At 69.1% G+C, this 17,458-nt stretch carries 16 protein-coding genes and 1 riboswitch; of the genes, 5 read left to right on the top strand and 11 right to left on the bottom strand.

Going from position 1 to position 17,458, the window contains the following annotated elements:
• Nucleotides 1-28: 28 nt before the first annotated feature.
• Nucleotides 29-1,069 carry an alcohol dehydrogenase catalytic domain-containing protein gene (locus tag ACFFJD_RS12010; RefSeq protein WP_382364489.1) on the bottom strand — a complete coding sequence of 347 codons (1,041 nt, stop codon included), beginning with the start codon at nucleotides 1,067-1,069 and terminating at the stop codon, nucleotides 29-31.
• A gap of 14 nt (nucleotides 1,070-1,083) precedes the next feature.
• Nucleotides 1,084-2,463 carry a flavin-containing monooxygenase gene (locus ACFFJD_RS12015; RefSeq protein ID WP_382364384.1) on the bottom strand — a complete coding sequence of 460 codons (1,380 nt, stop codon included), beginning with the start codon at nucleotides 2,461-2,463 and terminating at the stop codon, nucleotides 1,084-1,086.
• Nucleotides 2,464-2,641: 178 nt separating this feature from the next.
• Between ACFFJD_RS12015 and ACFFJD_RS12020 the strand changes: the two genes are divergently transcribed.
• Nucleotides 2,642-3,223: a TetR/AcrR family transcriptional regulator gene (locus ACFFJD_RS12020; RefSeq protein WP_382364490.1), complete on the top strand. Its 582-nt coding sequence runs from the start codon at nucleotides 2,642-2,644 to the stop codon at nucleotides 3,221-3,223.
• Between the two features lie 12 nt (nucleotides 3,224-3,235).
• On the opposite strand, the gene ACFFJD_RS12025 is transcribed toward ACFFJD_RS12020, so the two are convergent.
• The 9 genes from ACFFJD_RS12025 to secA2 form a co-directional block, all read right to left on the bottom strand.
• A complete protein-coding gene (locus ACFFJD_RS12025) occupies nucleotides 3,236-3,874 on the bottom strand; it encodes a dihydrofolate reductase family protein (RefSeq protein WP_382364386.1) in 639 nt (212 codons plus the stop codon).
• A 54-nt stretch (nucleotides 3,875-3,928) separates the two neighbouring features.
• Nucleotides 3,929-6,796: an aminomethyl-transferring glycine dehydrogenase gene (gcvP, locus tag ACFFJD_RS12030; protein ID WP_382364388.1), complete on the bottom strand. Its 2,868-nt coding sequence runs from the start codon at nucleotides 6,794-6,796 to the stop codon at nucleotides 3,929-3,931.
• A 196-nt stretch (nucleotides 6,797-6,992) separates the two neighbouring features.
• A riboswitch (glycine riboswitch) is annotated at nucleotides 6,993-7,084 on the bottom strand.
• 52 nt (nucleotides 7,085-7,136) lie between these two features.
• Nucleotides 7,137-7,742, bottom strand: coding sequence for a MerR family transcriptional regulator (locus ACFFJD_RS12035; protein ID WP_382364492.1), 606 nt, complete (start codon nucleotides 7,740-7,742; stop codon nucleotides 7,137-7,139).
• Between the two features lie 249 nt (nucleotides 7,743-7,991).
• A complete protein-coding gene (locus ACFFJD_RS12040) occupies nucleotides 7,992-8,507 on the bottom strand; it encodes a bifunctional nuclease family protein (protein WP_382364390.1) in 516 nt (171 codons plus the stop codon).
• A gap of 22 nt (nucleotides 8,508-8,529) precedes the next feature.
• Nucleotides 8,530-9,267, bottom strand: coding sequence for a transcriptional regulator FtsR (gene ftsR, locus ACFFJD_RS12045; protein WP_446685294.1), 738 nt, complete (start codon nucleotides 9,265-9,267; stop codon nucleotides 8,530-8,532).
• 14 nt (nucleotides 9,268-9,281) lie between these two features.
• On the bottom strand, nucleotides 9,282-9,722 hold the full coding sequence (gene garA, locus ACFFJD_RS12050; protein WP_382364392.1) for a glycogen accumulation regulator GarA: 441 nt from the start codon (nucleotides 9,720-9,722) through the stop codon (nucleotides 9,282-9,284).
• 190 nt (nucleotides 9,723-9,912) lie between these two features.
• A complete protein-coding gene (gene gcvH / locus ACFFJD_RS12055; RefSeq protein ID WP_382364394.1) occupies nucleotides 9,913-10,317 on the bottom strand; it encodes a glycine cleavage system protein GcvH in 405 nt (134 codons plus the stop codon).
• 81 nt (nucleotides 10,318-10,398) lie between these two features.
• Nucleotides 10,399-11,028, bottom strand: coding sequence for a CDP-alcohol phosphatidyltransferase family protein (locus tag ACFFJD_RS12060; protein WP_382364396.1), 630 nt, complete (start codon nucleotides 11,026-11,028; stop codon nucleotides 10,399-10,401).
• On the bottom strand, nucleotides 11,025-13,316 hold the full coding sequence (secA2, locus tag ACFFJD_RS12065) for an accessory Sec system translocase SecA2 (protein WP_382364398.1): 2,292 nt from the start codon (nucleotides 13,314-13,316) through the stop codon (nucleotides 11,025-11,027). The genes ACFFJD_RS12060 and secA2 overlap by 4 nt, the downstream gene beginning before the upstream one ends.
• A 122-nt stretch (nucleotides 13,317-13,438) precedes the next feature.
• Here secA2 and ACFFJD_RS12070 point away from each other — a divergent pair, with 122 nt between their 5' ends.
• Genes ACFFJD_RS12070 through ACFFJD_RS12085 form a run of 4 tightly spaced genes read left to right on the top strand, consistent with a single transcriptional unit; the run spans nucleotide 13,439 to nucleotide 17,448 of the window.
• A complete protein-coding gene (locus ACFFJD_RS12070) occupies nucleotides 13,439-14,245 on the top strand; it encodes an META domain-containing protein (protein WP_382364400.1) in 807 nt (268 codons plus the stop codon).
• A gap of 52 nt (nucleotides 14,246-14,297) precedes the next feature.
• Nucleotides 14,298-15,296, top strand: coding sequence for a malate dehydrogenase (locus ACFFJD_RS12075; RefSeq protein ID WP_382364402.1), 999 nt, complete (start codon nucleotides 14,298-14,300; stop codon nucleotides 15,294-15,296).
• A 46-nt stretch (nucleotides 15,297-15,342) separates the two neighbouring features.
• On the top strand, nucleotides 15,343-16,185 hold the full coding sequence (gene ppk2, locus ACFFJD_RS12080; RefSeq protein ID WP_382364404.1) for a polyphosphate kinase 2: 843 nt from the start codon (nucleotides 15,343-15,345) through the stop codon (nucleotides 16,183-16,185).
• Between the two features lie 18 nt (nucleotides 16,186-16,203).
• Nucleotides 16,204-17,448: a polysaccharide pyruvyl transferase family protein gene (locus tag ACFFJD_RS12085; RefSeq protein ID WP_382364406.1), complete on the top strand. Its 1,245-nt coding sequence runs from the start codon at nucleotides 16,204-16,206 to the stop codon at nucleotides 17,446-17,448.
• Nucleotides 17,449-17,458: the final 10 nt, after the last annotated feature.

Below are 17,458 nucleotides of genomic sequence, written 5' to 3' on the forward strand. Positions count from 1 at the left end.
ACTACTACTTACTACTGCAGAAAGTCCGTCACGGGACCAGTACTGCGCGTCCTCGGATCGATCCGGCCGCCAAGCGGTCGAAAGCGACCCGACCGTCCGCCAGCGCGAAGGTCTCCACCGTCGCGGTGACCTTGCCGGCCCGCGCCAGGGCGAGCGCATCGATCAAGTCCCGGCGCGTGCCGCCGTACGACTTGCGGATCGACGCACCCCACGGCCATCCGGGCCCGCCCGCGGGTTCGGCCGTCACACCGGGAGCGCCGCCGCCCAGGCCGATCATCCGGTAGGCCCCGTTGGGCGCCACCGCGGCCACCGACAGCTGCGCGGTCTCGTCGACCCCGACGAAGTCGAGGACCACTTCAGCCCCGCGGCCGTCGGTGAGCGCCAGAATCTGCGCGGCGGTGTCCGGCCCGGACTCGAGCACCACGTCCGCGCCGCAGGCGGACGCCAACGCCAACTGTTCGGCGCCCACATCCACCGCGACGATGCGCACCGGACTGGTCGCGGCCAGGATCTGCACGGCCACATGGCCCAGCCCGCCGACGCCGACGACCACCGCGGTCGCGCCCGGATACAGGTGATCGGCCACCCCGGAGATGGCGTGCATGCTGGTCAGCCCGGCGTCGGCGATCGGTGCGGCCTGTGTGAAGTCGAGGTCGCCGATGTCGACGACCGCGCGGGCGGGCACGGCCACGTACTCGGCCATGCCGCCGTCCGGCCCCAGCCCGGGGCACGGCGGCATCGCCGTCCGGCCCGCGGCACGACAGACGTTCTCATTGCCGCCGGCACACTCCCTGCACGTCCCGCACGACCAACACAGGTACACCGCGCTGCGCTGGCCGACCGGCACTTCGGTGACGGCCGAGCCGACCGCCACCACGGTGCCGGCGATCTCGTGTCCCAGGGTGAGCGGCTCCTCGCGCATCTTGTACGGAAAGTGCAGCAGGTGCAGATCCGAGTGGCAGAGGCCGGCGGCGCCCACCTCGACGAGGACCTGGTCGGCGGCGAGCGTCGGCACCGGGACCTGGCGCACCTCGATGACGCCGGGATCGGTCAACTGCAGCGCACGCATCTGCTGTGGCAGGCTCACCGCCCGGCTCCCACCGGCGTCGCCGTCGCCGCCCGCAGCGGGCTCGTCGCCCCGCGACTCTTGGCGCGCTTGGCCCCGCGCGCGATCTCCTTGTTCAGGTCGCGCACATACGGATCGAACTCCACCTGGATGGTGTGCCGGGGCGAGTCGTAGTAGCGGCCGAGGTAGGTGCGCTCGTCGGCGGCGATGGTTTCGCGCATGGCCGCGACCGGCGGCAGCGCGTAGGCGCCGGTCAGGTACGCCACGAGCAGCTTGCTCTGCTGCTCGGCGAAGTTCACCAGCGTCGGCATCGGTTGCGCCAGCCCCATGTACGCCAGATTCTCCACGCCCGGCACGAACATGCGCTTGTACAGCGGCAGCCGGTTCTGCGCGTCCGGCACCAGGTCGGCGTCGTCGAAGAACGGGAAGCTGATGTGGTAGCCGGTGGCGCACACGATCACGTCGGCCTCGATCGAGGTGCCGTCGACGAAGTGCACCGTGTGCCCGTCGAGCCGGGCGATGGCCGGCTTGAAGTCCATGTCCCCGGCGCCGGCGCGCCCCAGGAACTCGTTGCTCGCCGACGGGTGGGCCTCGAACGGCTGATGGTCGGGTTCGGGCAGCCCGTAGCCGGTCATCGAGCCGATGTTCTTGCGGATGAAGCGGCGCATCAGCTTGAGCGAGACCTTCTTGGGGATCCACGGCGGCACCACGCTCTTGTCGCCGGCCACGCCGCCGATGTACTTGGGCAGCACCCAGATGCCGCGGCGGGTGGACACCGTCAACCGGGAGGCCAGGAAGCGCTGCGACAGCTCCGAGGCGATGTCCAGCCCGGAATTGCCCATGCCCACCACGATCACGCGCTTGCCGCGCATGTCGATCGGATCGAAGGGGTCGTTGTAGGCGTGGCTGTGGATCAGCTCACCGGCGAACTCCCCGGGGTAGTCCGGCAGGCGCGGATCCCAGTGGTGGCCGTTGCAGACCGCGACGAAATCGTAGGACCGCTCCTCCCCGGTGGACAGGGTGACGCTCCAGGTGCCGTCCGGCCGGCGCCGCACGTGCTCGACCTTGGTGGAGAACTCGATCTTCTCGCGGAGCCCGAAATAGTCCACGTAGTCGCGCAGATACTGGTGCAGCTGCGAGTGATGCGGGAAGTCGGGCCAGTCGGCTGGCACCGGGAAGTCCTCGAACGCCAGCCGCCACTTGGAGGTGTCGATGTGCAGACTCTGGTAGCAGGCCGACATGCCGTTCGGGTTCCGGTAGTACCAGGTGCCGCCCACATCGTCGGAGGCTTCGAAGCAGTCGAACGGAATCCCGTTGTCCTGCAGTCGTTTTGCGGTCGCGATACCCGACGGTCCCGCGCCGATGACGCAGACCTTCGGCAACTGTCGTGAACCCATGAGGTGTAGGTCTCCGCTCGTGCCTCGTTGTGACTGTCGCCATAGTGCCGTTTCGCTGACGCACTGTCAACTGAATGACGGGGTGCGCAGTGAATGGACGCAAAGCCTTGCGGAAACGGCGCTGGTCGGCCACCGTGGAGCGGTGAGCGAAGCCAGAATCACGCCGCGCCGCGGCGGCATGCGTGAGGAACAGAAGCGTGCCACCCGGGCCCGACTGATGGAGGCCGCACGGACCGCCTTCACCGACCGCGGCTACGCGGCGGTCACCGTCGACGACATCGCCAATGCCGTCGGGTGCAGTCGCGCCACCTTCTACCTGCACTTTCCCAGCAAGGTGGAGATCCTGCGCGCGGTGAGCGCCGACGACGCCCTGTCCGCGGTGGAGTTCTACGACGGTCTCGACCTCGCGCTGGCCGGCGGCACCAGGGAGCACTTCCGCCAGTGGCTGGCCGGTGCCATCGGTTGGTTCGACGAGCACCGCGACCTCCTGACGGCGTGGGACGAGGCGACCGCTCTGGAGCCGGACTTCACCGTGACGGTGCGCGACGGTCTCGATGCGCTCCCCGAGGCCATGCCCCGGTATCTGGCCAGTTGGCCGCCCGAGCAGCACGTCCAGGCCCGCCTGCGGATCGAGCTGCTGGTGGCTCAGTTGGAACGCTTCTTCGCCCGATGGGCACTGCAGGGCACCATCGAGGTGTCCGCCGAGACGGCCGTCGACGTGTTGACCGAGATCTGGCATCCCGCCCTGACCGCGCCGTAGCCGCGCTCCGGGTCAGCGCCGACGGTTCCAGAACTGATGCGTCAGGCCGCTGCCGGTGGTGAGCGTCTCGATGTCGAAGCCGTCGGCGAGGCCTGCCGTGCCCGGCCAGATGGAGGTGCCCTCGCCGAGCACCACCGGCACCGTCACCAGGTGCAGGAAGTCGACGAGATCGGCCGCCAGGAATTGCCGTACGGTCGACGGACCGCCGCCGAGCCGAATGTCGCCGCCGTCGGCCAACTCCCGCGCGAACGCCAGCGCGGTCGCCGGGTCGGCGTCGAGGAAATGGAAGACCGTGCCGTTGTCGAAGGCGAGCGGTGCACGCTCGTAGTGGGTGAGCACCACGACCGGCGTGCGGAACGGCGGCGCATCGCCCCACCAGCCACGCCAGTCATCGTCGTCCCACGGTCCGGACTGCGGCCCGAACTTCCGACGTCCCATGATCTCCGCACCGATCCCCTGCCCCCACGCGCTGGCGAAGATCCGGTCGGCGGTGATCGGTTCCGCCACGTGGTGGACGCCGTTGATGACGCGTCCGTCGAACCGTCCGAAGAGCGCGCGGGCGTCTCCGATCGGCTCGTCGGCGGTCACATAGGTCCCGGCGCTGAATCCGTCGAGGGAGATGAAGAGGTTGTGCACCCGCACTTTGCTCACGGCGGCCTCCGCGGTTGGTCGTGAGATCGACGCTACTCCGCGAAGGCCCGCGCGTCAGTCTTGTGCGAAGGCCTCGATCGGCGGGCAGCTGCACACCAGGTTGCGGTCGCCGAAGGCCTGGTCGATGCGGCGCACCGACGGCCAGATCTTGGCCCGCGCCCCGGCGGACGGCAGTCCGGCCGGGTACACCGCGGTCATCCGGTCGTAGCCGCGGTCCCACTCGGCCGCCAGGCATTCGGCGGTGTGCGGAGCACCGGCCAGCGGATTGTCCTCGAGCGTCCAGGTGCCGTCGGCGACCTTGGCGATCTCGCCGCGGATGGCCACCATCGCGTCGATGAACGCGTCGATCTCGTCGAGGTTCTCACTCTCGGTGGGCTCCACCATCAGGGTGTTGGCCACCGGGAAGCTCATCGTCGGAGCGTGGAATCCGTAGTCCGCCAAGCGCTTGGCCACATCGTCGACGCTCACCCCGGTCTGCTTGATCAGGTCCCGGAGGTCGAGGATGCACTCGTGCGCCACCCATCCGTTCGGATCGGTGTAGAGCACCGGGAAGTACTCGTCCAGCCGGCGCGCGATGTAGTTGGCCGAGGCGATCGCGGTCAGCGTGGCCTCGCGCAGCCCCTGGGCGCCCATCATCGCGATGTAGGCGTAGGTGATCGGCAGGATCGACGCCGAACCGTACGGCGCGGCCGAGATGGTGATCCCGGTGTCCGGCAGCTCCGAGGCCAGCGGATGACCCGGCAGGAACGGAGCCAGGTGCTCGCGCACCGCCACCGGCCCGACGCCCGGCCCGCCGCCGCCGTGCGGGATGCAGAAGGTCTTGTGCAGGTTCAGGTGCGAGACGTCGCCGCCGAAACGGCCCGGCCGTGCCAGGCCCACCAGCGCGTTCAGGTTGGCGCCGTCGACGTAGACCTGCCCGCCGGCATCGTGCACGGCGGCGCAGATGTCGGTCACCTCGTGCTCGAAGACGCCGTGGGTGGACGGGTAGGTGATCATGATCGCGGCCAGCTCGGCGCGATGCTTGTCGATCTTGGCCCGCAGATCGTCGGTGTCCACGTCGCCGTTCTCGCGGCACGCGACCACCACCACGCGCATGCCCGCCATCACCGCGGACGCGGCGTTGGTGCCGTGGGCGCTCGACGGAATCAGGCAGATGTCGCGGTCGGTGTCGCCGTTGGCGAGGTGGTACTTGCGGATCGCGAGCAGGCCGGCGTACTCGCCCTGCGAACCGGCGTTGGGCTGCAGGCTCACCCGGTCGTAGCCGGTGATGGCCACCAGCCAGTCCTCGAGGGTGGTGATCAGTTCCCGGATGCCGACCGAATCCTCCAGCGGCGCAAAGGGATGCAGGCCGCCGAACTCGGGCCAGGTGATCGGCTCCATCTCGGTGGTGGCGTTGAGCTTCATGGTGCACGAGCCCAGCGGGATCATGCTGCGGTCGAGCGCCACGTCCTTGTCCGACAGCATGCGCAGGTACCGCAGCATGGCGGTCTCGGTGCGGTAGCGATGGAACGAGGGGTGTCCGAGGAAGTCGCTGGTGCGGTCGGCCAGCTCGGCGGCGAAGGACTCGTCGGCCGGGCCGTCGGCGGCCACGCCGAAGGCCGCCAGCACGTCGGCCACGTCGGCCTCGGTGGTGGTCTCATCGCACGCGATGCCGACCTGGTCGGCGTCGATCAGGCGGAGGTTGATGCCGTACTCGGACTTGGCGGTGGCCACCACGGCCTCCGCCTGTCCGGGTGCCTGCACCACGAGGGTGTCGAAGAAACGGCGGTGGGCCACCGTGCGACCGGCCGCGGTGAGGCGTTCGGCCAGGTCGACGGCGTGCCCGTGCACGCGCCGCGCGATCTCGGTCAGGCCGGTCGGCCCGTGGTAGGAGGCGTACATGGCGGCCAGCACGGCCAGCAGGACCTGCGCGGTGCAGATGTTGCTGGTCGCCTTCTCGCGGCGGATGTGCTGTTCACGTGTCTGCAGCGACAGGCGGTAGGCCAGGTTGCCGTCGGCGTCCTTGGACACGCCGACGAGGCGGCCGGGCAACTGCCGGGTGAGCTTGGCGTGCACGGCCAGGTAGCCGGCGTGCGGTCCGCCGAAGCCCATCGGCACGCCGAAGCGCTGGGTGGTGCCGAAGCAGGCATCGGCGCCCTGCTCGCCGGGCGGGGTGATCAGGGTGGCGGCCAGCAGATCCACGCCGGCGGCCACGAGGGCGCCGCGCTCATGGGCGGCGTCGATGATCGGCGTCGCGTCGACCACGCGACCGCTGGCGCCGGGCACCTGCAGGATCACGCCGAAGAAGTCGCCCTCGGGCAGGCCGGCGTCGGCCTCGGCCGGATCCAGCGCCGCCTCCACCACCTCGATGCCCAGCGGCTCGGCGCGGGTCTCGATGAGTGCGCGCGTCTGCGGGAACAGGTCGACGTCGACCACCAGTCGGGGCGACTTGGACTTGCCCGCGCGGCGCAGCAGCGTCATGGCCTCGGCCGCCGCGGTGGCCTCGTCGAGCATCGACGCGTTGGCCACCTCCATCCCGGTGAGGTCGGCGACCATGGTCTGGAAGTTCAGCAGCACCTCCAGGCGTCCCTGGCTGATCTCCGGCTGGTACGGCGTGTACGCGGTGTACCAGGCGGGGCTTTCGACGATGTTGCGCTTGAGGACCGCCGGGGTGTGGGTGTCGTAGTAGCCCAGGCCGATCATGCTGCGCGCCACGGTGTTCTTGGCGGCCAGCTCCCGCAGTCGCGCGGTGGTCTGCGCCTCGGTGAGCGGCGCGTCGAGGGCGGCCAACGCCCCCTCGGAATCGGCGATCGCGGCGGGCACCACGCGTTCGGCCAGTTCGTCGAGCGAGGTCACTCCGAGCACCTCGAGGATGCGAGCGGTCTCATCGGCGTCGGGACCGATGTGGCGAGCCACGAAGGGCGCGGGCAGGGTTTCAGTCATGGCGGGACGGCCTCGTCTGGTCGGTCCGGCGCGCGCCGGACAGGGGCCCTCCCCCTCTGTCATGTCACGGCAGAAGCGTGACGCCTGAGAGATTCAGCGCTCGACGACCGGGGTGGCCGCGCCTGCGCCTTTCACCGTGGGCGGACTGGTTCCCGCTCCCGAGTGGGCGCGGACCCGTCACTTTCCAGAGACGCCGACTGTTGCCACGGTCCGGGTGCCTGAGAGTTTGACGGAGAGGTGTTGCTCCTTCGGCGGCCCCACGAGGGGACTCTCTCCCGCAGCTCAGCGACGTGCCGTCAGTGTACCCACACCGCGGCCGGTGAGCTATCCGCCCGGCGACCTATCCGGTGCGGCGGGTGCGGTTCTTGCGGCGAGCCGCGAGCTCGTCTTCCGGCGCGGTTTCGGAGACGCCGCCGTCGGCGCGCTCGCCCGGGAAGTCGGCGATGGTGCCGGTCAGCTCGCGCATGGCGCCGGAGACCGCGATGCCGAAGACGCCCTGGCCGCCCTGGAGGAGGTCCACCACTTCCTCGGCCGAGGTGCACTCGTAGACGGTGGTGCCGTCGGAGAACAGGGTGATCCGGGCCAGGTCCTCGACGCCGCGCTGGCGGAGGTGATCGACGGCGACACGGATGTTCTGCAGGGAGATACCGGTATCGAGGAGCCGCTTGACGATCTTCAGGACCAGGATGTCCTTGAAGGAGTAGAGCCGCTGGCTGCCCGAGCCTGCGGCGCCGCGGATGGACGGGACCACCAGCGACGTGCGGGCCCAGTAGTCCAACTGGCGGTAGGTGATGCCGGCGATCTGGCAGGCGCTCGGCACGCGGTAGCCGACGAGTTCGTCGGGCACGGTGTCGTTCGGGAACAGACCCGGGACCACTTCGTCGAGACCGCCCTGTACGGGTTCGGTCACTTTCTCGTCGAGCACGCTCTGCTCTTCGGGACGCAGATCAGAAGGCTGGTCGCCCACGGTGTCTCCCTCACGCAACATCGGACCGGTGGAGGTCCTCTTCTTGAGGGTACTCCGCCGAATCGGTTCAGTGTGTCGGCCGCGCGAGTTAGGCAACGGCGTTGACATTGAAACTAGGGACTGCGGAGCCGGTAAACAACGCGACTCGCGGGCGAACCTCAACCTAAAGTTGAGGTGTAGGTCAATGGTGACCCGGCGGTGACCGTTCCGTGACCGCCGTCCGTCAGATCAGGATTCCGGGCCGTCCGGATTCGGTCCGAGGAAGTCCTCCGGCGACACGTGATCGAGGAACTCGCGGAAGGCTTCCAGGTCGTCGTCGCTGGCCGCCTCGGCAGGCGTCTCGCCGTCCTCCTCGGGCATGGACAGACCTGCATCGTCGAGCACCTCGTCGCTCGCGACGATCGTGGCGCCCACACGCATGGCCACCGCGATCGCGTCCGAGGGCCGGGCCGAGACGACGGCACCGCCGCTGAACACCATCTCGGCGTAGAACGTGCCCTCTTGCATGTCGACGATGCGCACTTCGGTCAGTTGCTGATCGAACGCCGCGCACAGGTTGACGATCAGGTCGTGCGTCAGCGGCCGCGGCGGTTCGATACCCCGCTGCTGCAAGGCGATCGACGCCGCCTCGCTCTGGCCGATCCAGATGGCCAGGTAGCGGGCCCCCTCTATCTCGCGCAGCAGCAGCACGGGCTGATTCTGCGGGGCCTCCACTCGGATACCGACGATCCGCATCTCACCCATCGGTTCTGCCCTCTCTGCGCGTTCAGTCGAGCACGCCGCGGACGGCGGCCTTCACCAATTGAGTATGCAGCGTCACCGACAGCGCCGCCATCTCGCGGATCAGTTCCTCCGCACGGTCGCGCGCACCGGTCCCCTTGCCCTTGGCGATGGGGCCGGCGATCTGAGCGACCAGACCCGCCTCCCGGTCGGCACTGACCTTGAACGCACGCAGGTGGCGCGTCTCCAGGCCGAAATTGGCCAGCGCCGCCGCCGCCTCGACCAGCCGGACCGCGTCCTCGTCGAAGAAGCCGCCCGGCCCCGACGACAGCAGGCTGTTGCGCATCAGCTCGGCGATGAAGGCGTTGTCCACGCCCGTCCGCTCGATCAGCACCTCCCGCGAGACACGGCCGCCGCGGGTCGCGAAATCGGTCGCCGGAGCGACGGCACTGCGGGCCGACGACAACAGTCGGGTGCCGGGGCCTTCCGCCGCTTCGGCGTCGATCGCGTCGAGTTGCTCGCGGATCACCTTCAACGGCAGATAGCGGTCACGCTGTGCCGTCAGCACGAAGCGCAGACGCTCGCAGTCGGACTCGGAGAACCGCCGGTAGCCCGACGGTGCCCGATCCGGTGTCACCAGGCCCTCCGCTTCCAGGAAGCGGATCTTGGAGATGGTCACATCGGGGAAGTCTTCGCGCAGGAGCGTGAGCACCGCACCGATCGACATCGACCGGTTCTCGACTTCCGCGCGCACCGAATCCGCGCGCGCAGCATTCGCTGTCACGGGGGCGGAATGTCCTATTCCCCGGCGCGGGGGCCGGACAGGAAGACCAGGCGGAACTTGCCGATCTGCACCTCGTCACCGCTGGTGAGCGTGGCATCGTCGACCGGCTCACGGTTCACGTAGGTGCCGTTGAGGCTCCCGACGTCGACCACCTTGAAGTCGGTGCCGGACAGCCGGAACTCGGCGTGGCGACGGCTCACCGTCACATCGTCGAGGAAGATGTCGCTGTCGGGGTGGCGGCCCGCCGAGGTGGTCGCCTGATCCAGCAGGAAGCGCGACCCGGCGTTGGGTCCGCGCTTGACCACCAGAAGTGCCGTGCCGGGCAGCAGTCGCTCCACGCCGGTGTCACCGGCTTCGGGGGTCGTCGCGGGCGCGTCGATCTCCTTGATGAACTCTTCACGGAACACCGAAGTGGTCTCCACCGGTGCTTCGAATCCGTCGTCTTTACCGCTCACCACAACTCCTTCGCCGACCTTGGGTCGGTCCTGTCAAGCACATACATGGCAGCGAACACTCCTCGCCGTTGAGCGCGTTCGCGGGCAGGATCTCTTACCCAGAGAACCTACCGGTTCACCCCCGATGTCGTCAGCGAGTCGCCGACGATCGGGCATGGTTCAAATTCTACTTGGCCGAAACTTCTGCCGATCAGTCGGCGATGACCTGGAGATATCCGTCGGCGTCGAGCAGATCGGCCAGCAGCGCGTCCAGATCGGCATCGTCGGCGACGGTGATCTCCACCAGCCAGCCCTCCCCGTACGGATCGGAGTTGACCAGCTCGGGCGCATCGACCACGGCGTCGTTCGTGGCCGAGATCGTGCCGACCAGCGGGCCGAAGATGTCCGAGACGCTCTTGTGCGACTCGACCTCGGCGAACGACTCGCCGGCGATCACCTCGGAGTCGACGTCGGGCAGCTGCACGAAGACCACGTCGTTGAGCGCGTCCTGCGCGAAGTCGGTGATCCCGACACGCACGGTGGACGGTCCCACCTTGCGGAGCCACTCGTGATCGGCGGTGTAGCGCAGTTCCGCGGGAACCTGGGTGGAAGTCACGGTCTCACCTTTCTGCGGCCGGGGCCCTGTGGCCCCGGCTTCTCGGACGGCGTGCACCCACCGCACACACCGGGTAGAACTCTATCGGTCGGCGGCACCGGCCGCTGCGATCCCCCTGGGTAGCCTCCGCACCACGTCGACGGTCTGGATCCAGTACAGGACCAGCGTCCACAGGTACATGCCGATGCCCCAGATCAGGAACGCCCAGCCGATCGGGAACGCCACGGTCCCGACGATCCCGTCGATCTGCCCGCCGAGCAGCCACGGGAACGAACTCATCAGGGCGAAGGTGGCGGCCTTGCCGATGTACAGCGTGGGCAGCGCCGTGATGCCTCGACTCTTGAGCAGCGGCGCGGTGGCCAGCAGCAGCACGTCGCGCGCGACGATCAAGCCGATCACCCACCAGGGCACATACCCCTTGAGCCCGAAACAGATCGGGATCACGATCACGTACAACCGGTCGGCGGCCGGATCGAGCAAGGCGCCGATCTTCGACGACTGATCCAGCCACCGGGCCAGCTTGCCGTCGAGCCAGTCCGACAGTCCGGAGACGATCAGGATCGCCAGCGCCCAGCCGGGCGAGTCGGCGACCATCAGCACCCAGACGAACACCGGAATCAGCGCCAGGCGCATCAGGCTGAGCGCATTGGGCACCGTCCACACGGTGTCGGCCCGTTCGGGCGGCGCCGACGGATCGGAGCCGTGGGTCATCGGAAGATGCCCACGATGCCCTGCATCGCCTGCGAACCGGCGGAGAACTGGTTCTCGTTCACCAGGTAGGTCCACGTCATGGTGGAGCGGTGCAGATCGGCACCGTCCAGGTCCACCCCGTCGGCGGTGATCGTCACCTCGCGGAAGGTGGCGGCCGCGGCGGCCATCGCCTCGTCCACGATCTTGGTGAACTCGCCGAAGATCAGCTTGTGGAACTCCTCCAGCGGGCTCTGCGCGCCGAGGGCCCGCAGATGGATGCTGGCCTGGACGTCTGCGACGTAGGCCAGGTGATCGGCCCATGCGCGATCCAGGTGGTACAGCACGATCTCGCGGGCGGCGTCGGTCAGCACCTCGTCGTCGAGTTCGGCGCTGAGCTCGGCCCAGCGCTCGGGCTCGGCCTTCTCCAGTTCGCGCGCGGCGGCGTCGGTCTTGAGTAGATCCATCCGCCGCCGCACGATCGACTCGCGCTGCTCGTTGACCTGCCTGTTGTAGCTCCAGGTGTTCGAGTGCAGCGTCAGCATGGCCGCTTCGGCGATGCGCTGGGCCTGCTCGACGGTCTCGATGCCCTTGGGGCCGAGCAACCCGTCCGACCCGTCGGCCACCACTTCGCGCAGCGTGGTGATGTTCTTGGTCACCAGCGGGTCCTCGAGGCTGGAGAAGAACACCGAGCGACCCGGGTCGCCCTGGCGGCCGGCGCGGCCGCGCAACTGGTTGTCCAGCCGTTCGGTGTCGTACCGCCCGGTGCCGACCACGCACAGGCCGCCGAGGTCGAGGACCTCCTCGCGGGCCGCGTCGTCGCCGGCGGAGCCGCCGAGACGGATGTCGGTGCCACGGCCGGCCATCTGCGTGGACACCGTCACCGCGCCCTTGCGCCCGGCCTCGGCGATGATGGCGGCTTCCTCGGCGTCGTTCTTGGCGTTGAGGACCACCGGGGTCACCCCCGCGCGTTCCAGGAAGTACGCCAACTCCTCCGACTGCGCGACGTCGTGCGTGCCGATCAGGATCGGCTGTCCGGTCTCGTGGGTGGCGGCCACGAACTCGACCACCGCCTCCACCTTGTTGGCCTTGGTGTCGTAGACGCGATCGGGTTCGTCCTCGCGGACGTTCGGCGCGTTCGACGGGATCTGCGAGACCTCCAGACCGTAGAACTGGCGGAACTGCTCGCCCGCGGCGATGGCGGTACCGGTCATTCCGGCGACCTTCGGGTAGCGGCCGATCAGCGCCTGCACGGTGATGGTGTCGATCACCTCACCGGCCTCGGTCAGCTCCAGGCCCTCCTTGAACTCCACCGCGGCCTGCACGCCGTCGGGCCAGCGCTGCAGCCGGGCCACGCGGCCCCGCGAGGCGTTGATCAGGTGCACGCCGCCGTCGCGCACGATGTAGTCCACGTCGCGTTCGAGCAGGTAGTAGGCGTACAGCGCGACGTTCACGTGCACCAGCGTGGAGCCGACGTGCTCGTCGTCGTACAGGTTGATGCCACCGAGCGTGGCCTCCACCAGCTGTGCACCCTCCTCGGTCAGCGAGACGTTGCGGCCGTCGGAGTCGATGTCGTAATGCTTGCCCTTGAGGCGGGAGACCACGTCGAAGATCGCGCTGTTGGGAATGGCGGCGGGGGTGGCACCGGCCAGGATCAACGGCACCAGTGCCTCGTCGACCAGGACCGAGTCGGCCTCGTCGACGATCGCGACGTCGGGAGTCGGCGCGACGAGGCCGTCCGCGGTGAGGACCAGATGGTCGCGGAGCACGTCGAAGCCGATCTCGTTGACCGAGCCGTAGGTCACCGGGCAGCCGTAGGCGGCACGGCGCTCGGCGGGCGTCGACTTCTCCGACAGCGCGCCGACGTCGATGCCGAAAAGGTCGTACAGCGGCTTCATCCACTTCGCGTCGCGTCCGGCGAGGTAGTCGTTCACCGAGATGACGTGCACCGAATGCCCGGACAGTGCGAAACCGATGGCGGCGATCGCCCCGGCCAGGGTCTTGCCCTCGCCGGTGGCCATCTCCACTACGTCGCCTTCGAGCATCCGCAGGGCGCCCTGCAACTGCACGTCGAACGGCGTCATCTCCAGCGCTCGGGTGCCGCCCTCCCGGGCCAGGGACAGGAAACGGATGCGGCCGCCCTCGACCGCGAGGTCGAGCTCGGCCGCCGCGTCGGCGAACTCCTCATCGGACAGCCCCTGCGCCCAGTCGTCGTGCTTGGCCGAGGCTTCGATCATCGCCACGGACTTCGACTGGTTCCGGGTGGCCTGCGCACCGAGCATGCGCCACATCGCGTTCGAGAACTTACCCATCGGTGCCTATCCAACTCCTTGCCGTGGCTGCCCGGGCGAACGCCGTCCGGGTACGAATCGTGATCTACCGTACGCGGGTCGAGCCGACACAGACGCAGGCTCGGTGCACTACCGTTATCTGTGTGAGCGCATACCGCAGGATCTTCCGCCTCAGCGCGGTTCTGTCACTGGTCGCCACGGCCGCCCTGACCGGCTGCTCCTCCCACGAGGCCGCCGCCGAGTCCGACCCGTCGTCGCTGGTCGGCAAGACCTTCCTGTCCACCGATGTGACCGGATCGGCGATCCCCGGCGGCGGACCGCTGGAGATCTCCTTCCCGCAGCCCGGACGGATCGCGGCGACCGCGGGATGCAATCGGCACATGGGCGAAGTGACCTTCGCCGGTTCGACGATGACCCCCGGACAGCTCGCCTCCACGATGATGGCCTGCCCGGGGCCAGCCGAGCAGGCCGACGCCTGGCTGGCCGACTTCCTGTCCGGCCCCTTGACCTGGTCGACTCCGAACGCCACCACGCTCACCCTCAGCCGCGGCGAGGGCGACGACCGACGCGCCGTAACGCTCACCGAGCGCGCGAACACCGCACTGACCGGCACCACGTGGACGGTGACGAGCATCGTGACCGCGCAGGCGGTCGAGTCCTCGCGAGCCATCGAGGAGTCGGCGCCCAATCTGCGGATCTCCGACGACGGCACCGTCGCAGGTTTCACCGGCTGCAACAACTTCCACGGCTCGGCACAGGTATCCGGCGACAAGATCACCTTCACCGGCGTCGGCGCGACCAAGATGGCGTGCGAGCCGGAGATCAGCCGGGTGGAACGCGCGGTGCTCGACACCCTGCGCGGCGCGGTCACCTACCGCGTCGACGGAGCCGAACTGGCCCTCACCAACGATGCTGATGCCGAGGTGGGTCTGCGCCTGCGCGCGAACTGACCCGCTCCACCGTAATTCTCACGACCCCGCCAGGTACCGACGAAAGGTGCATATGCCCACCCGAACCGCCTTCACCAAGGCCCCCGTCACCGTGACCGTCACCGGTGCCGCAGGCACCATCGGGTACGCGGCGCTGTTCCGCGTCGCCGCCGGCGCGATGCTCGGGCACGACCAGCCGGTGCACCTGCGCCTTCTCGAGTTGCCCGCGGCGCTCGGTGCGGCCGAAGGCATCGCCATGGAGCTCGACGACTGCGCCTTGCCGCAGCTCGCCTCGGTGGAGATCTTCGACGATCCGCGCGCCGCATTCGACGGCGTCCAGCAGGCGTTGCTCATCGGCGCCAAGCCACGCACCAAGGGCATGGAACGCGCGGACCTGCTGTCGGCCAACGCCGCGGTCTTCGCCGAGCAGGGCAAGGTGCTGGGCGAGGTGGCCGCCGACGACGTCCGCATCACGGTGGTCGGCAATCCGGCGAACACCAACGCCGCCATCGCCGCACGCCACGCCCCGGACATTCCCCGCTCCCGGTTCTCGGCGCTGACCCGCCTCGACCACAACCGCGCGATCGCGCAGCTGGCCCGGCGCGCCGAGGTGCCGGTGACCGCGATCAGCGGCGTCACCATCTGGGGCAACCACTCGGCCACCCAGTACCCGGACATCTTCCACGTCCGCGCCGGCGAACTGTCCGGCGAGGCGCTGGCCACCGACCGCGCCTGGCTGGTGGACGATTTCATTCCGACGGTGGCACAGCGGGGTTCGGCGATCATCGCGGCCCGCGGCGCTTCCTCGGCGGCCTCGGCCGCCAACGGCACCATCGATCACGTCCAGGACTGGGCGCTGGGTACCGCCGGGGACGGCTGGACCTCCGCGGCCATCGTCTCCCCCGGCGTCTACGGGGTTCCCGAGGGGCTGGTGTGCTCGTTCCCGGTCCGTTCCGACGGCACCGACTGGGAGATCGTCGAGGGGCTCGAGATCAACGACTTCTCGCGCGCCCGCATCGACGCCTCGGTGGCCGAGCTGCAGGCGGAGATCGCCGCGGTGGACGCTCTCTGACGCACGCCGCCTTCACCCCCGAAACCACCACTAGAGGATTTGAGCAATGAGCAAGCAGGGCAAGAAGAAGTCCACACCGACCGAGACGCTGTCCAAGAAGGCCTACGAGTCGGAACTGTTCCGCCTGCAGACCGAACTCGTCGCGCTGCAGGAATGGGTGCGCGCCACCGGAGCGCGCGTGGTGGTGATCTTCGAGGGTCGCGACGCCGCGGGCAAGGGCGGCGCCATCAAGCGGATCACCCAGTACCTGAGCCCCCGCGTCGCTCGGGTCGCGGCCCTGCCCGCACCCACCGACCGGGAGAAGGGCCAGTGGTACTACCAGCGCTACGTCGCGCATCTGCCCGCGCCCGGTGAGATCGTGCTGCTGGACCGCTCCTGGTACAACCGCGCCGGGGTCGAGAAGGTGATGGGTTTCTGCACCCCCGAGGAGCACACGCGTTTCCTTCGACAGACCCCGATCTTCGAGCAGATGCTGATCGACGACGGCATCCTGCTGCGCAAGTACTGGTTCTCGGTGTCCGACGCCGAGCAGCTTCGCCGGTTCCGGGCCCGCCGTGACGACCCGGTGCGCCAGTGGAAGCTCTCCCCCATGGATCTGGAGTCGATCTACCGCTGGGAGGACTACTCGCGCGCCAAGGACGAGATGATGGTGCACACCGACACCTCGGCCAGCCCCTGGTACGTGGTGGAGTCGGACAACAAGAAGGCGGCGCGGTTGAACATGATCGCGCACCTGCTCTCGACCATTCCGTACACCAACGTGCCCAGCCCCGCGGTGAAGCTGCCCAAGCGCCCGCTGTCGTCGGGCAACTACGTGCGCCCGCCGCGGTCGTTGAGCAAGTTCGTTCCCGATCACGTCGCCACCCTCATCGGCGACACCGAGGACTGAGCCCTTTCCCTGTCGACCGTGAGCACCTCACCTGCCGCCCGCCTGTCCACCCTGCGCAGGCAAGCCCGGCGTGCCTTCGAGTTCCATGACCTGATCTATCTGGTCGGTCCCGCCGGTTATCCGAACTACGGGGACGAACTGATCACCGAGGCGTGGCTGCGCTACTTCGCGCGGCACCGCCCGCTGGCCACCGTCGTCGTCGACTGCGGGCGTCCGGGGTCGGCGAACCTGCTTCTGCGCCACGCCAATCCGCGAGCGATCTTCGTCAACACCCTCTGGGAGCTGACGCAGCACGCGGACTCGGCGCCGGAGAATCCGGACATCGACCCCGAGCGCCCGTGGGAATGGGTAGCGGCGGCGGCCAGTCGTTTCGGGGTGGCCCCCGCCGAGGGGTCCGGCGTCGAGATGCTGTTGCGCGCCAAGACCATTCACCTCGTCGGCGGCGGCTACCTCAATCGCGTGTGGCCGCATCAGATGTCCCTGGTGGCGGCCGTCGCCGAGGTCTCCCGTGTCACCGGTGCCCGAGCCGTGGCCACCGGGCAGGGCCTCATCCCGGCGTTCGAGGGACCCGCGCTGGAACGATTCCTCACCGACGCGGCGCAGTTCACGGTCTTCGACGTCCGGGATCGGCCGTCGCTGGAGCTGCTCGACGGCATCGGCTCGGCCACCCAGCACGGGGACGACGCCTGGCTGTCCCCGCGCCTGCGGCAACCCGCGGGGGCGGCGCCCACCGGCGAGGTGGTGCTCTGCGCGCAGAGCGACCTGACCGACGACTTCCACCGCGGCAGCGCGGCCGGACCGCAGGCGCTGGCGGCGTTGTTGACGGACACGCTGGATGCCTGGGCGGTACCGCCGGAGAAGGTCACCGTGGTCGAAGCCATCCCCGGCTACGACATGGCCGTACCGACCCTGATGGGCGATCGACTCGAGGGAGCTCGGATCAAGACCTTCCTGGACGTCTGGCGGGACGGGCTACCGGTCGGGCAGGGCGCCACCTGGCTCTCGACCCGCTTCCATCCGCATCTCCTCGCGGCCGCCGCAGGCGATTCGGGAGTGGCGATCGTGCCCAAGCCGGACTACTACGGCACCAAGCACGCTTCGCTCGCCGCACTGGGCAGCCGCTGGCCCATCCTGTCCGGGGACGACCCGATTCCGGCGCGTCCCGACGCCGGCGGCTACACCCCCGACGAGGTGCGCCGCGCCGTCGACGACAAGCGGGCGCTCGCCGCTCGCCTCTATCCCACCGGGGTGCGCCTGCGCTAAAGTGCCTCGG

This window comes from Gordonia phosphorivorans (genome assembly GCF_042432625.1).
GTDB classification, from domain to species: domain Bacteria; phylum Actinomycetota; class Actinomycetes; order Mycobacteriales; family Mycobacteriaceae; genus Gordonia; species Gordonia phosphorivorans.

What these genes read in the sequence shown, in the direction of transcription:
- ACFFJD_RS12010 (WP_382364489.1), bottom strand. Translation starts at nt 1,069, where the DNA reads ATGCGTGCGCTGCAGTTGACCGATCCCGGCGTCATCGAGGTGCGCCAG.
- ACFFJD_RS12015 (WP_382364384.1), bottom strand. Translation starts at nt 2,463, where the DNA reads ATGGGTTCACGACAGTTGCCGAAGGTCTGCGTCATCGGCGCGGGACCG.
- ACFFJD_RS12020 (WP_382364490.1), top strand. Translation starts at nt 2,642, where the DNA reads ATGCGTGAGGAACAGAAGCGTGCCACCCGGGCCCGACTGATGGAGGCC.
- gcvP (WP_382364388.1), bottom strand. Translation starts at nt 6,796, where the DNA reads ATGACTGAAACCCTGCCCGCGCCCTTCGTGGCTCGCCACATCGGTCCC.
- ACFFJD_RS12040 (WP_382364390.1), bottom strand. Translation starts at nt 8,507, where the DNA reads ATGGGTGAGATGCGGATCGTCGGTATCCGAGTGGAGGCCCCGCAGAAT.
- ACFFJD_RS12060 (WP_382364396.1), bottom strand. Translation starts at nt 11,028, where the DNA reads ATGACCCACGGCTCCGATCCGTCGGCGCCGCCCGAACGGGCCGACACC.
- secA2 (WP_382364398.1), bottom strand. Translation starts at nt 13,316, where the DNA reads ATGGGTAAGTTCTCGAACGCGATGTGGCGCATGCTCGGTGCGCAGGCC.
- ACFFJD_RS12075 (WP_382364402.1), top strand. Translation starts at nt 14,298, where the DNA reads ATGCCCACCCGAACCGCCTTCACCAAGGCCCCCGTCACCGTGACCGTC.
- ppk2 (WP_382364404.1), top strand. Translation starts at nt 15,343, where the DNA reads ATGAGCAAGCAGGGCAAGAAGAAGTCCACACCGACCGAGACGCTGTCC.